Genomic DNA, 14,519 nt, shown 5'->3' with positions numbered 1-14,519 from the left:
TATGCTTGAGGTATATCTAGGAAATAATGCCAATACAAATCAAGATTTACTAACCATTTTGACGACCTATGGTGTGACTTATCGTTGTATAAAAGCGTGTGATGTAGACCGTGAAATCTTACTGTCACTCTTTGCCAAAACAATGGATTGTTTTGAGTTGCTGTCGCCACGATTTCTTTGCTTTAAGCGTCAATATTCGATAAGTTTGAATGAGATGATTCAGCTCGTTCTCCAAAAGCCAGACCAAAACCTTCGTCTGCCTCTCATTGTCTGTCAGAATCACGTCTATCCAGCTATTGGATTAGACGAAGTGCGTACTTTTCTTCCCAGACAGGTAAAAGAAGAACTGTTTCAAGCCAGCTTGATGAAACAAGTGACAGGGTAGGTGTGAAGATGAATGAACGATTTTGGGACAATTTAGAAATCATTCTGTCAGAAAAAGACCTCACTTGGGCAGAACTAGCTCGCAAAGTATTCAACGGTCAATATGTTTATCCAAGTGAGTTTAATCGCCTCTATCAAAAATTACGGCATTACAAATCGAATCGTCTGATGCCACAAACTAGATGGGTTGAGCGAATCGTTCTAGTCTTAGATATTGATTATGAAGATTTATTCAAGAGGTGACAATGATAAGGATAGTGTTGTTTTATCTAGCCATACAGCTTAATGGACTTCTGGTGAGTTTATACCTGAAAGAGTATCTGACAATAGAGGGTATAGTCTTGCTACAATTGGTCCTATTAAGTGTGACTTGCTTAGAGATTGCCCGTCATAAAACTGTTCAAGCAAAAAAAATAACCTTAAGCAATCGTCTAAGATGGTTGCTTCTTGGTTTTGTGTCTATGGTTGCTTTTGCAGTCTTCATCAGTTCCCTATTTTCAGTTCAGACTAGGAATCAAGCGGTCTTGTTACAAGTAGGAAAGCAGGTTCCTTATGTTATCTTTTTATTGTTTCTGGCCAATGCAAGTATCCTTGAAGAAATTGTTTATAGGCAATTGCTGTGGGAAAAATTGATATTCCCTTTTGTACAAATAGGCGTGACCAGTTTTCTCTTTGTTCTATCCCATGGCCCCAATCAGTTAGGGAGTTGGCTCATGTATAGCTGTCTTGGCTTGACCTTGGCTGCTGTTCGATTGAAAACTGATTGTATGACGGCAATCGCCTTACATTTACTTTGGAATAGTTTGGTTTATGTCTTGACCTTCTTGTGATACCAAAATCAAGAGTGCTTCCGTATTATGGAAGCACCTTATGTTTGATAGGGGATTCAAAGAAGAGGAGGTCACCATGTCATCTGAACAACAAGAACGTCAAGCAATGCAATACGTGGAAAGAAGTAGTTTATTGACAGTCAGAATCCTCTTAAAGCTCTTAGAATGGTCGGCTAGGCAAGCCTTGGCTCAAGATTCAGCTTATAAGATTGGGGTTCAAAAACTGGAAGAACTCCTTCAAAGCCCTTACGCAATTGAAGTGATTGATGTTAGTAAAGACATCCTAGATAAGCCAATTAATGTGGAGAAATTCAAGGAGTTGATGGAGTCAGAAAAACTGCCAATCGCTATTAGTTGGCAAAAAGACTATCTCTACTTTTATGCCAAGGATAAGACCTTGCTTGATCATCACTTAGATGAATTGTTGAAGAAACTGATGTCTAATCCAGAGAAGCTAGAAGGTTTAACCTTTGATAAAACCTTGGACCAAGAGATAGAACTGGCCAAAGAGAAAATTAGAGTGACAGAACCTTCGGCAGTCAAAACCAAGGAGGTGACCTTGTAATGTATTCCAGGCAAAAAGCATTTGTCTTTGGACTCTTGGGGCTCGCCTTTGGCTATTTCTGCCATCGTCTAACCCTGCTCTATGATAGTTTAACCAATGCCCCACCTATGGAACGTTTTGCCTACCTCTTAGGAGAGGGGCTAAATCAAGTCTTCAATCCTTTATGGCTATTTTCCTTTACTCAAAAATCTCTTCTTGCCTTTATCCTTGGGGTTCTAACGATGACATTAGTCTATCTTTATGTATCGACAGGACAAAAGGTGTATCGAGAAGGGGAAGAATACGGTTCTGCACGATTTGGAACCAGTAAGGAAAAGTGGAACTTTTACAGTAAGAATCCTTTAAATGACACGATTTTGGCTCGTGATGTTCGTCTAACCTTGTTGGAAAAGAAGAAACCCCAGTTTGACCGAAATAAAAATTTGATTGTCATTGGGGGTTCTGGGGCAGGTAAGACCTTTCGCTTTGTGAAACCCAACCTTATCCAACTTAATTGTTCCAATATTGTCGTAGATCCGAAAGACCATTTGGCTGAGAAGACAGGTAAACTCTTTTTAGAGAACGGTTATCAGGTCAAGGTTTTAGACTTGGTTAATATGACCAATTCGGACGGTTTTAATCCCTTTCGTTATGTAGAAACAGAGAATGATTTGAACCGCATGTTAACGGTCTATTTTAATAATACCAAAGGAAATGGTTCTCGCAGTGATCCATTTTGGGACGAGGCTTCCATGACATTGGTGAGAGCTATTGCCTCTTATTTGGTGGATTTTTACAATCCTCCAGGAAGTTCCAAGCTAGAGCAGGAAGCAAGACGTAAGCGTGGCCGTTATCCAGCCTTTTCTGAGATTGGAAAACTCATCAAACTCTTATCAAAGGGAGACATTCAGGACAAATGTGTTCTTGAAGTCCTGTTTGAAGACTATGCTAAGAAATATGGTCATGAGAACTTTACCATGAGAAACTGGGCGGATTTTCAGAACTACAAGGACAAGACCTTGGATTCGGTCATTGCTGTCACAACAGCTAAATTTGCCCTTTTTAATATACAATCGGTGATTGATTTGACGCAAAAAGACACTATGGATTTGAAAACGTGGGGCACTCAAAAGACCATGGTCTATCTTGTTATTCCAGACAATGATACGACCTTTCGTTTCCTATCTGCTTTATTTTTCTCTACGGTTTTCTCCACTTTGACCAGACAGGCTGATGTGGACTTTAAAGGGCAACTGCCGATTCATGTTAGAAGCTATCTGGATGAGTTTGCGAATGTCGGAGAAATCCCAGACTTTGCTGAACAAACCTCAACAGTTCGCTCTAGGAACATGAGTCTAGTTCCAATCTTGCAAAATATTGCTCAACTCCAAGGACTTTATAAGGAAAAAGAGGCTTGGAAAACTATACTGGGGAACTGTGACAGCCTCCTCTATTTGGGTGGAAATGACGAGGAAACTTTCAAATTTATGAGTGGTCTTCTAGGTAAACAAACCATTGATGTCAGAAGTAGCAGTCGCTCTTTTGGGCAGACGGGTTCAAGTTCGACCTCTCACCAGAAAATTGCCCGTGACTTGATGACGGCTGATGAAGTCGGGAATATGAAACGAGATGAGTGCCTCGTAAGAATTGCAGGAGTGCCAGTATTTAGATCAAAGAAATATTTTCCACTCAAACATAAGAATTGGAAATGGCTTGCGGATAAGGAAACCGATGTACGCTGGTGGCACTATCACATCACTCCCCTAACCGCTGAGGAAGAAGTAGATTTGTCAGGTCATAGAATTAGGGATTTAAGCACAGAAACGACACTACATTAATAGAAATGAGGAATTATATGAATCAAAAACTAACAGGCTTTGTTTACGGAGTGGACGCCAGCTCCATGTTCACTCAAGCCATGTCTCTATTACAAAAAGGCTTAATTGCAGTAGGAGCCTTTCTTGTTGTCATGGGCATTATCAACCTTTCAACCAACATTAAAGATGGTGGGCCAGGTGTCCGAAATGCCATTCTAGAAATTGTTGGTGGGGTCATGGTGGGAGCCGCTGGTGCTTTTGTGACTCAGATTACCATTTAGGGGAGGACTGCACATGACATGATAATGAATTTTACGTCACCTTTTGTATTTCTAGCCTCTGAAAAAGTATCTAGCGATAGCCTTTTTGAAGGGTTTCAAGTGGATTTAGAATCAACCGCCAACTTGGTTAAGTCACTAGCGGACTTTAATCCGACGGTGTGGTCTTACATGACAGCCATTACCAAGGGGATTATGCAGCCCTTGGGAGTAGCTATTCTTGCGGTTGTTCTCGTACTCGAATTTTCAAAAATGGCCAAGAAAATCGCAAACTCAGGTGGTGCAATGACCTTTGAAGCCATGGCACCTATGATTGTCAGCTACATCATGGTCGCGGTCGTGATTACCAATACGACGGTTATTGTGGAAGCCATTATTGCCATTGCCTCTTATGTTATTGAACAAGTGGCAAGTCTTGTCACGAATGGTGGTGCTAATTATGATACCATCTCAGGCATTAAGGGATCTGGGATTGTAGGAAAAATGATTATTGGCTTTTTTGCGATTCTCATTTGGTTGGTACGAATGGCCAGTATCATGGTTGTCAATATCTTGATTACCATTCGTTTTATCCAACTCTATCTGATGATACCTTTTGCTCCTGTTACCATTCCAACCTTCCTTAGTGATGACTGGAGAAGTGTTGGGATTGGCTACCTTAAAAACATCATGGTCTATGCCGTTCAAGGTATTTTGATTTTTCTAATTGTATCTCTTGTTCCCTTGTTTGAATCGGCTGGAAAGATTGCCGTATCAAATGGAGCTGGAGTGATGGAATCACTCGCCATTATGTTTGGTGGCTTGGTACAGGCTATATTGTTAATCATTGCCTTAGTTGGCAGTCAACGAACCGCCCGAAGTATTTTGGGGATGTAGGAGGAAGGGAGTCATTATCTCGCCTCCTCTTTTTATAGCTTACTTAGATTGGAGAACATTTATGAACACTCGTGTCTTTAAGGACATCTCAAAGGTTCAACACAGGGCATGGCTAGGATTTACAACTAGACAGGTTATTTTTGTATTTCCAGCTGTCGCCCTAACCATTTTGGTATTGGGCTTGAACCTATTTTACTGGCAATTTGGGGATTGGTTTGTCTATGGTTTTGTTTTTTGCTTTACCATTCCACTCATGTTATTTGGGGTCTATCGCCCCAACGATTTACCATTTGAAACCTACCTCAAGTACCGTTTTCATTATGAACTAACGGTGCCAGACCGCACATTTACTGGAAGAAAAGGAGACCAACGTGAAAAAATTAAAACACTCAATGAAACCAAAGACACCTTCTAATGACCAAAAGCAAAAGACGAAAACACAGAAGCAGGAGATCAGACCTTCTACCGTAAATACGTTAGCCTATCAAGGGCTTTTTCAGAATGGCCTTATGCAGGTCAGCCCAAGCTATTTCTCACAAACCTATCTCTTAGGAGATGTCAATTATCAAACAGTTGGCTTAGAAGATAAGGGAGCTATCGTGGAGAAATATTCCGATTTAATCAATTCACTGGATGATCAGACCAATTTCCAACTGACTATTTTCAATCAAAAAGTTAATTTGGAAAAATTCCGTAAGAGTATTCTCTATCCCTTGCAGGAAGATGGGTTTGATGCATATCGTGATGAATTGAATCGCATGATGGATGCCAACTTAGAGGCGGGTGAGAACAACTTTTCAGCTGTCAAGTTTCTTTCATTTGGCAAGAGCGACCAAACACCAAAACTAGCTTTTCGTTCTCTGTCTCAAATTGGAGAATATTTCAAGAGTGGCTTTTCAGAGATTGATGTATCTCTTGGTTTGCTCGGTGGAGAGGAGCGAGTGAATGTCCTTGCGGATATGTTACGAGGCGAAAATCATTTACCGTTTTCTTACAAGGATTTGACTCTCTCAGGTCAATCCACCAAACACTTTATTGCCCCAACCTACCTTTCCTTTAAACACAAGAATCATATTGAATTGGACGAACGATTATTACAGATTGTTTATGTTCGTGACTATGGCATGGAGTTAGGGGATAAATTTATTCGAGACCTCATGCAGTCAGATTTGGAAGTGATGATTAGCCTACATGCCAAAGGCTCTACCAAGTCTGAAACCATGACCAAGCTACGAACTAAGAAGACCTTGATGGAATCGCAAAAGATTGGGGAACAACAAAAGATGGCTCGGACTGGAATCTATTTGGAGAAGGTCGGCCATGTTCTTGAGAACAACATCGATGAAGCTGAGGCTCTTCTTCAAACCATGACCCAAACAGGAGATAAACTGTTTGACACCGTATTTCTAATTGGCGTGCTTGCGGATACTGAAGACCAACTCAAACAATCTCTTGATATTATCAAGCAAGTTGCAGGGTCTAATGATATGATTATTGATAATTTGACCTACATGCAAGAAGCTGCTTTTAATAGTCTCTTGCCATTTGGGAAGAACTATCTCGAAGGTGTTTCTCGGTCTTTATTGACTTCAAATATTGCTGTGAATGCCCCTTGGACTTCCGTAGATATTCAGGACAAGGGTGGGAAATTTTATGGCATCAATCAAATCTCAAGTAATATCATCAGTATTGACCGAGGCAAGTTAAATACTCCGTCAGGTTTGATTTTAGGGACTTCTGGAGCGGGGAAAGGGATGGCGACAAAACATGAAATCATCTCTACAAAGCTCAAGGAAGCAGATAGTGATACTGAAATTATTATTGTTGACCCAGAAAATGAGTACAGTATTATCGGTCAAGCCTTTGGTGGGGAGAGTATTGATATTGCCCCAGACTCTACCACCTTCTTAAATGTCTTAGATCTATCTGATGAGAATATGGATGAGGACCCAGTTAAGGTCAAATCCGAATTTCTCTTGTCTTGGATTGGAAAGCTCTTGGACCGCAAAATGGATGGTCGTGAAAAATCCTTGATAGATCGTGTGACAAGACTCACTTATAAGCATTTTGACACACCGTCCTTGGTCGAATGGGTCTTTGTCTTAGCTCAACAACCTGAACAGGAAGCTAAGGACTTGGCACTGGATATGGAACTCTATGTGGAAGGGTCGCTGGACATATTTTCACATCGGACCAATATTAAAACAGACAGTCATTTCCTGATTTACAATGTCAAAAAGTTAGGCGATGAATTAAAACAAATTGCCCTCATGGTTATCTTTGACCAAATTTGGAATCGGGTGGTCAAAAACCAAAAGCTAGGGAAGAAGACCTGGATTTACTTTGATGAAATGCAGCTACTCTTATTGGACAAGTATGCCTCTGATTTCTTCTTCAAACTTTGGAGTCGTGTCCGTAAGTATGGGGCGATACCGACAGGCATTACTCAGAATGTAGAAACGCTTCTTTTGGATGCCAATGGCAGACGTATTATTGCCAATAGCGAGTTCATGATTCTATTAAAACAGGCTAAGAGCGATCGCGAAGAATTGGTGCATATGCTTGGACTTTCCAAGGAACTGGAGAAATACTTGGTCAATCCTGAAAAAGGGGGAGGACTTATCAAGGCTGGTTCCACCGTTGTCCCGTTTAAGAATAAGATTCCACAACGCACCAAGCTCTTTGACATCATGAGTACGGACCCTGAAAAAATGAGGACATGAGATGAAAGAGGATAAAAAGGTAGTCAAACAAGCCAGGCAAAACTTTCGAAGCAACTTAAAATCAGCCCGTATGCATTATCGGAAAGAAGTTAGGACCTTAAGACAGACTGTTCCTAATAAAGGACGATTTCGAAAACCAGCTAAAAATTCTCTTTTTCAGGAAAAGAAAACAGAGTTAAAACAAAATTTGCTAGGAAGCCAAAAGGAAGCAGAAGAGAAGTTCCTAAAGGAAATTACCTATGTGTCTCCTAGATTGTTGAAGGTTAAGGAAATCAAGAACTATCGACTTCCACATGCCCAAGAACGTTTGTGGATGGCAAGAAAACATTTGTCAGAAGTGAAACTAAGTGAGAAGCAAAAGGCAGTTAATCCCAAGTTTACCTTCCAAAAAGATAAATTTTCCTTGAAGTCTCGCTTTCAGTTTCATCAAGAAAAATCATTTGATCGACTCAGTGCAGAAAAAGAAGTGAGTTCTGCCAAACGTGAAGTCAAACAACTCAAGAAAGTCCAAAAGTCTAAGAAAAACTCCACCAAGTTCAAAGTTGGATTAGGCTTAGTTGCATCTGAATCGCTTGACTTGGTGGCACAGGATGATGATTTAGAAGGTTTTAGAACCTTAAAGGATACTAGTTTGAAAGCCAGACGCTATGGCAGGTTTACCTATCAAGCTGGTAAAGTGGCGGTGAAAAGTGGACAGACTGGTGTGCGTTATACAAAGACGAAAGTGGCTCATGGAAAGGAACGATTCCAGAACTTCAAAAAGGGAAAAGGATTCACACGCCAGAAACATTTTAAACCACAAAGACGCTACCAAACCTTTTTAAAGCATGCCAGAAAGCACAGTCTAGCAGGAGTTAAGGGGGTTGTCCAAGCCATTAAGGGAAGTCTGACCTTCTTTTCTGTCCTTGCGGGAAATCCTTTGACTTGGATTGTCTCAGGCCTTCTCTTGATACTCCTTTTGATGATGAGCTTTTTCATGAGTGTGTCAGGAAGCAGTGTCATTCAACAAGATGAGATGGAATTGACCAAAGCCTATACCCACATGACGTGGGAAGATGCGGAGCATACGAGAACTAACGAAAAAGGGATTACCTATTACACCAAAATTGATGAGGTCATGGTTTACATGAATCATCAATACCAAGACTATAAGCTTGACGATGTCATGGAAAAAGGTGGTGCGACCTACAAAGCATTTCTCAGTCAAGTGTGGACGGACTTAAACGGTGGTGACTCTATTAGATCCATGTCTGACTTGTATAAAGAACCTGCTTACAAGCTGTCAGATGAGGACCAAGAAGAACTAAAGGAGTTGACCGAAGAAGGCAACTATTTAGCCCTTCAAGAATTGGACAATCCCTTTCAGGGACAGACTGACGAGGATAGCTTAAGCATGACCTACCGATATGGGTATGAGGTCATTGATGAGAAACCAACGCTTCATCATCATATCATCTTAGAAGCGAAAGAAGGTCAAGTCGTTGTAGCTCCGATGGATGGCAAGGTATCTCTTGATGGAGAGAACGTTGTTTTGACATCTGGTAAGGGAGTGAATAAGACTAAACTAACCTTGTTTGGCATTCATTCAGGCCGAGTGAGTGAACATCAACAAGTCTTGGCAGGAGACATTATTGGTCAGACCAAGGATGGAACGGGTCTAAAAGTCACCTATCAGAAGGTTGATGATGACACGGATAAGTTGGTCTTTGTCAATCCAGCATTCTACTTACCGAATGTGATCCAGGTTCAGACCACCATTCTTCCAACTATCGGTCAGTTTGGCGGTGATGAGTTCGAGAGAGCCAAGGCAATTTATGACTATCTCAAAAGCAAAGGTGCGACCAATCAAGCTATCGCAGCTATTTTAGGAAATTGGTCGGTAGAATCTTCCATTAATCCAAAACGAGCTGAAGGCGACTATTTATCTCCGCCAGTTGGTGCGACTGATAGTTCGTGGGATGATGAGGGCTGGCTCTCAATCAATGGTCCAACTATATACAATGGACGTTACCCAAATATACTTAAACGTGGTTTAGGCTTAGGCCAATGGACAGATACCGCGGATGGGTCACGCAGACATACTTTATTGTTGGAATATGCCAAAGGAAAACATCAAAAGTGGTATGACTTGGGGTTACAACTGGATTTCATGTTGCATGGGGATAGTCCTTATTACACCAACTGGTTAAAGGACTTTTTCAAAAATTCAGGAAGTCCAGCTAGTCTTGCCCAACTCTTTCTCATTTACTGGGAAGGAAATAGTGGTGATAAGCTACTTGAACGCCAAACACGGGCAAGTGAGTGGTATTACCAAATTGAAAAAGGTTTTAGTCAACCAAACGGTGGGACAGCACAAAGTGATCCAAAAGCACTTGAAGCTGTACGAGGAGACCTTTTTGAAAACTCTATTCCAGGAGGTGGTGACGGTATGGGATATGCTTACGGCCAATGTACTTGGGGAGTTGCAGCCCGTATCAACCAATTGGGGCTAAAACTCAAAGGTAAAAATGGTGAGAAGATTCCAATTATCAGTACAATGGGCAATGGCCAAGATTGGGTACGAACAGCCGCAAGTCTCGGTGGAGAGACAGGGACAAGTCCACAAGAAGGAGCTATCCTTTCCTTTGCGGGAGGAGGACATGGCACCCCAACAGAATACGGTCATGTGGCTTTCGTCGAAAAAGTCTACCCAGATGGCTCATTTCTTATCTCAGAAACCAACTATAATGGCAATCCAAACTACACCTTCCGTAAATTATCTGGAGTGGATAGTAGCTTGAGTTTTGCTTATACGACGAAATAAAAATATTAGAATACTTGTCTTCTTGTCCTAAATGTTGTATGATATTTGGGACAAAGTGGTCATCTCATCTAAACTTTAAGCGTGAACATAGGTGTTGACAAATAAGGAATTATCCCGTATAATAAGGGTAAATAAAGATTATAAATTACTTGTGGGCTAGTGGATATGGTCTGCACCCGCCTGTGGGCTCCGCACTCAGTTCAAACTGTTTGTTGAGAAAAAGAATAGCAGGACTGCCTACCCTTGAGGAATAGATAGGGCATATCTAGCGTGAGGTGAAACTCAATACGTGGAAGAGAAGGAAGCACCTGCTTCCTTCTCTTTTTTAGGAGAAAAATAAAATGACATATACTTTGGAATGGCTCGAGACCTTTGATGGAGAGATTGATATTCTCAATGTCGATATGTCTTGTTTGGCCAATACTATTGAGAAATATGTTTCTCAGTACAAATACGTTTATCAGACAAATATGGAGAACTATCCTGAAATTGTTCTCTCCGTCCCAAATTCCTCTATTCCCCATCTATTAGGATTATCAAGAGATCATCATGTCAATTTACCAACTAATAATGCAGGGAGTATTTTTGAAGGATTAAAGGATGATTGGACATTGCAGCGTCTAAATAAGGCTGATAATGGATGGTTTAACGAAAATAAATTCAAAATCGTTGGCACATTACTACTTTATCAAATGTTACATGTGATGGAATGTAAATTTTATACAACGGATGGTATTTTGAATAGAAAAGTTGGTAAACGATTTAGAAGAGATAATATTTATTTTGTGGTCTTCAAATTAAGTAATGGTATTAGTTATACCGTTGAATTATCACATGAACAAGGAAATCAATACTTTCCAAGAAGTCTTAAAATCAACGACACCTTAATTACAAATTGTAGAGAAATAGAGCTGAAACTTGTTGACAAGAAACGCTTTAAGACTGCTAAAGTTAGAAAGGTTAATTGGCCGTCTTAATGTAAAAATTGATATCCTGATAATCAGGTCATCCACTTTTATGGGTGGCTTTTTTCTTTTCCCTCAATTTATTGTGATAACAAAATCAAGCTTTCTTTTTTATGATGGTATTGAACTTGGGCTACGAGCTGTACAAAAAAGAGAGTTTCTCCTAGAACGGAAAGTTCTTCGTCAAAACTCCTATTTTTGTCGTGCTCGCTTAACGCCCTCGTATCTAATAAAGAGTGACAGTTTGTTGCTACATAAAAAAGAAAAGAAGGACTATTTATGACCAAAACATGTAATCATCACTTTCTTGTCAATCAGGAAAAAGGCGAGAAACACGTCTTTCGCAAGAGTAAAAAATATCGCACTCTATGTTCCGTTGCCCTTGGAACCATGGTGACGGCTGTTGTTGCTTGGGGAGGAACGGTTGCACATGCAGACGAAGTCACATCATCAGTTGACACCACCATTCAACGAACGGAAAATCCAGCCACCAATTTACCAGAGGCTCAACCAAGTCCAGTTTCTGAACAAACAAATAGCCTAGATTCAACTGGACAATCTAATGGTGCAATCGCTGTCACCGTACCTCATGATACGGTAACACAAGCAGTTGAAGTGGCCAAGGCTGAAGGTGTTTCTATGGTTGAAGATAGCCCAATGGATTTAGGAAATACAACTTCTGCGTCAGAGACCAACCAACAAATTTCAAAAGCAGAAGCAGATGCCCAAAACCAAGTTGTGGCTATCAATGAAGTTACTGAAACCTACAAAGCTGACAAAGCGACATACGAATCGAATAAAGCCCGCATTGAACAAGAAAATAGGGAGCTGTCACAGGCCTACGAAGAGGCCAACCAAACTGGTAAAGAGACAAATGCTTGGGTTGATACCAAAGTCAATGACCTAAAAACTCGGTATGTAGATGCTGATGTGACAGTAAAAGAACAAGTAGTTTCATCAGGAAATGGGACATCTGTCCTTGACTATACAAACTATGGCAAGGCTGTTGAAACCATTCAATCAACTAACGAACAAGCTGTAGCGGATTATCTAACAAAGAAAACCAAGGCAGATGATATTGTTGCGAAAAACCAAGCCATTCAAAAAGAAAATGAAGCTGGACTTGCTAAGGCAAAGGCAGATAATGAAGCCATTGAAAGGCGTAATCAGGCAGGTCAAGCAGCTGTTGATGCTGAAAACCGTGCAGGTCAAGCCGCAGTAGATCAAGCTAATCAGGAGAAACAACAATTCGTTTCAGATCGTGCAGCCGAGATTGAAGCGATTACTAAACGAAATCAAGAAAAAGAAGCCGCAGCCAGAAAAGATAATGAAGCGATTGATGCCTATAATACCAAAGAATTGGAACGCTATCAACGTGACTTAGCCGAGATTTCAAAAGGTGAAGAAGGTTATATTTCTGAAGCCCTTGCTCAAGCCCTCAATCTCAATAACGGTGAGCCACAAGCACAACATGGGGCCATTACCCGAAATCCTGATCAGATCATTTCAACTGGCGATGCTATGCTGGGTGGCTACTCAAGAATTTTGGATTCAACAGGATTCTTTGTCTATGATAGCTTCAAAACAGGTGAGACCCTTAGTTTTAACTATCAAAATCTTCAAAATGCACGATTTGATGGTAAAAAGATTAGTCGAGTGACTTACGATATTACCAACCTTGTATCACCAGCTGGAACCGATGTCGTGAAATTGGTTGTGCCAAATGATCCAACCGAGGGCTTTATTGCCTATCGAAATGACGGAAACGGTGACTGGCGAACAGACAAGATAGAGTTTCGTGTAGTTGCTAAGTATTTCTTGGAAGACGGTTCACAAGTTACCTTCTCCAAAGAAAAGCCAGGAGTCTTCACACACTCTTCCCTCAATCATAATGACATTGGTTTAGAATATGTTAAAGATTCATCTGGGAAATTTGTTCCGATTAATGGTTCAACCGTTCAAGTGACTGATGAAGGTCTAGCACGTTCTTTGGGTTCCAACCGTGCAAGTGATTTGAATTTACCTGAGGAATGGGATACCACATCAAGTCGTTATGCTTATAAAGGAGCTATTGTCTCAACAGTTACATCAGGAAATACCTATACAGTCACCTTTGGGCAAGGCGATATGCCACAGAATGTTGGCTTGTCTTACTGGTTTGCCTTAAATACCCTACCAGTGGCACGTACAGTAACACCTTATAGTCCCAAACCTCATGTAACGGTGGAACTTGAACCCGTTCCAGAACCTATTACGGTAACACCAGATGTCTATACTCCAAAAAACTTTACACCAGAAAAGCCTGTAACCTTCACGCCAAAGCCTTTGGAAGAAGTGGTGCAGCCTAGTCTAACTTTGACCAAGGTAACCTTACCTGTTAAACCTATTCCAAAAGAACTTCCAACACCACCACAAGTACCGACTATCCATTATCATGCGTACCGTTTGACGACAACTCCAGAGATTATGAAAGAAGTAGTCAATAGTGACCAAGCTAATCTTCATGAGAAAACTGTCGCAAAAGATTCAACGGTGATTTATCCCTTAACAGTTGATGCCTTATCGCCCAATCGTGCCCAAACGACTAGTCTCATTTTTGAGGACTACTTGCCTGCTGGTTACCTATTTGATAAGGAAACTACACAAAAAGAGAATGGAAACTATGTCCTTAGCTTTGATGCGACTAAGAATTTTGTGACCTTAACCGCAAAGGAAAACTTGTTGCAGGAGGTAAATAAAGATTTAACCAAGGTTTATCAACTGAACGCCCCAAAACTCTATGGTTCTGTTCAAAATGATGGGGCAACCTATTCCAATAGTTACAAACTCCTTTTGAACAAGGGCACAACAAATGCTTACACAGTCACTTCAAATGTTGTAACGGTTCGTACACCAGGTGATGGGGAGACAACCACACTCATTACACCAGATAAAAACAATGAAAATGCGGATAGTGTCCTCATTAATGACACGGTCGTAGCCCTTGGCACAACCAACCACTATCGTTTGACTTGGGATTTGGACCAGTATAAGGGAGAGCGTTCTGCTAAAGAGACAATTGCACGAGGCTTCTTCTTTGTGGACGATTACCCAGAGGAAGTGCTTGATGTGGTGGAAAATGGGACGGCTGTTACAACCCTTGACGGTCAGAAGGTATCAGGAATTACGGTTAAAAACTATGCTTCCCTAAATGAAGCCCCTAAAGACCTTCAAGATAAATTGGCTCGTGCTAAGATTACACCGACAGGTGCCTTTCAAGTCTTTTTGCCGGATGACAACCAAGCCTTTTATGACCAGTA

The 14,519-nt window shown here is 40.9% G+C and carries 12 protein-coding genes; all 12 read left to right on the top strand.

All coding sequences use genetic code 11. From position 1 onward, the window contains the following. The first annotated feature begins 1 nt into the window (after position 1). A complete protein-coding gene (locus ACHBID_RS08540) occupies positions 2–385 on the top strand; it encodes a hypothetical protein (RefSeq protein ID WP_105141302.1) in 384 nt (127 codons plus the stop codon). An 8-nt stretch (positions 386–393) separates the two neighbouring features. Continuing rightward, on the top strand, positions 394–627 hold the full coding sequence (locus tag ACHBID_RS08535; RefSeq protein ID WP_014636637.1) for a hypothetical protein: 234 nt from the start codon (positions 394–396) through the stop codon (positions 625–627). Between the two features lie 2 nt (positions 628–629). After that, the gene (locus tag ACHBID_RS08530; protein ID WP_394732133.1) at positions 630–1,214 is read left to right on the top strand and encodes a CPBP family intramembrane glutamic endopeptidase; all 585 of its coding nucleotides are present in this window, start codon (positions 630–632) and stop codon (positions 1,212–1,214) included. A 76-nt stretch (positions 1,215–1,290) separates the two neighbouring features. Next, the gene (locus tag ACHBID_RS08525; RefSeq protein WP_394732132.1) at positions 1,291–1,779 is read left to right on the top strand and encodes a hypothetical protein; all 489 of its coding nucleotides are present in this window, start codon (positions 1,291–1,293) and stop codon (positions 1,777–1,779) included. Then, complete coding sequence (locus tag ACHBID_RS08520) at positions 1,779–3,596, top strand: VirD4-like conjugal transfer protein, CD1115 family (RefSeq protein WP_394732131.1); 1,818 nt, start codon at positions 1,779–1,781, stop codon at positions 3,594–3,596. The genes ACHBID_RS08525 and ACHBID_RS08520 overlap by 1 nt, the downstream gene beginning before the upstream one ends. Positions 3,597–3,613: 17 nt before the next feature. Further along, positions 3,614–3,856: a hypothetical protein gene (locus ACHBID_RS08515; protein ID WP_104929938.1), complete on the top strand. Its 243-nt coding sequence runs from the start codon at positions 3,614–3,616 to the stop codon at positions 3,854–3,856. Positions 3,857–3,874: 18 nt separating this feature from the next. Further along, the gene (locus ACHBID_RS08510) at positions 3,875–4,729 is read left to right on the top strand and encodes a conjugal transfer protein TrbL (protein ID WP_014636634.1); all 855 of its coding nucleotides are present in this window, start codon (positions 3,875–3,877) and stop codon (positions 4,727–4,729) included. Positions 4,730–4,790: 61 nt separating this feature from the next. Then, positions 4,791–5,144 carry a PrgI family protein gene (locus ACHBID_RS08505; RefSeq protein WP_394732130.1) on the top strand — a complete coding sequence of 118 codons (354 nt, stop codon included), beginning with the start codon at positions 4,791–4,793 and terminating at the stop codon, positions 5,142–5,144. Further along, on the top strand, positions 5,101–7,452 hold the full coding sequence (locus tag ACHBID_RS08500) for a VirB4-like conjugal transfer ATPase, CD1110 family (protein ID WP_394732129.1): 2,352 nt from the start codon (positions 5,101–5,103) through the stop codon (positions 7,450–7,452). Before ACHBID_RS08505 ends, ACHBID_RS08500 begins: the two co-directional genes overlap by 44 nt. 1 nt (position 7,453) lies before the next feature. Next, positions 7,454–10,255 carry a phage tail tip lysozyme gene (locus ACHBID_RS08495; protein ID WP_394732128.1) on the top strand — a complete coding sequence of 934 codons (2,802 nt, stop codon included), beginning with the start codon at positions 7,454–7,456 and terminating at the stop codon, positions 10,253–10,255. Between the two features lie 341 nt (positions 10,256–10,596). Next, positions 10,597–11,232, top strand: a complete 636-nt coding sequence (locus ACHBID_RS08490) for a hypothetical protein (protein ID WP_000222716.1) — start codon at positions 10,597–10,599, stop codon at positions 11,230–11,232. 267 nt (positions 11,233–11,499) lie between these two features. Then, positions 11,500–14,519: SspB-related isopeptide-forming adhesin (locus ACHBID_RS08485; protein ID WP_394732127.1), on the top strand; the 3,020-nt coding region annotated here is incomplete at its 3' end.

This window comes from Streptococcus sp. A25, assembly GCF_043674095.1.
In the GTDB taxonomy this organism is placed as follows: domain Bacteria; phylum Bacillota; class Bacilli; order Lactobacillales; family Streptococcaceae; genus Streptococcus; species Streptococcus suis_V.
Note: the sequence above shows the minus strand (reverse complement) of the source record. Positions and strands in the feature narration are given on the sequence as shown.

Excerpts from the sequence above, each read along its gene's own strand:
- ACHBID_RS08535 (WP_014636637.1), top strand. The coding sequence starts at position 394 with ATGAATGAACGATTTTGGGACAATTTAGAAATCATTCTGTCAGAAAAA.
- ACHBID_RS08495 (WP_394732128.1), top strand. The coding sequence starts at position 7,454 with ATGAAAGAGGATAAAAAGGTAGTCAAACAAGCCAGGCAAAACTTTCGA.
- ACHBID_RS08540 (WP_105141302.1), top strand. The coding sequence starts at position 2 with ATGCTTGAGGTATATCTAGGAAATAATGCCAATACAAATCAAGATTTA.
- ACHBID_RS08530 (WP_394732133.1), top strand. The coding sequence starts at position 630 with ATGATAAGGATAGTGTTGTTTTATCTAGCCATACAGCTTAATGGACTT.
- ACHBID_RS08520 (WP_394732131.1), top strand. The coding sequence starts at position 1,779 with ATGTATTCCAGGCAAAAAGCATTTGTCTTTGGACTCTTGGGGCTCGCC.
- ACHBID_RS08515 (WP_104929938.1), top strand. The coding sequence starts at position 3,614 with ATGAATCAAAAACTAACAGGCTTTGTTTACGGAGTGGACGCCAGCTCC.
- ACHBID_RS08490 (WP_000222716.1), top strand. The coding sequence starts at position 10,597 with ATGACATATACTTTGGAATGGCTCGAGACCTTTGATGGAGAGATTGAT.
- ACHBID_RS08510 (WP_014636634.1), top strand. The coding sequence starts at position 3,875 with ATGATAATGAATTTTACGTCACCTTTTGTATTTCTAGCCTCTGAAAAA.
- ACHBID_RS08505 (WP_394732130.1), top strand. The coding sequence starts at position 4,791 with ATGAACACTCGTGTCTTTAAGGACATCTCAAAGGTTCAACACAGGGCA.
- ACHBID_RS08525 (WP_394732132.1), top strand. The coding sequence starts at position 1,291 with ATGTCATCTGAACAACAAGAACGTCAAGCAATGCAATACGTGGAAAGA.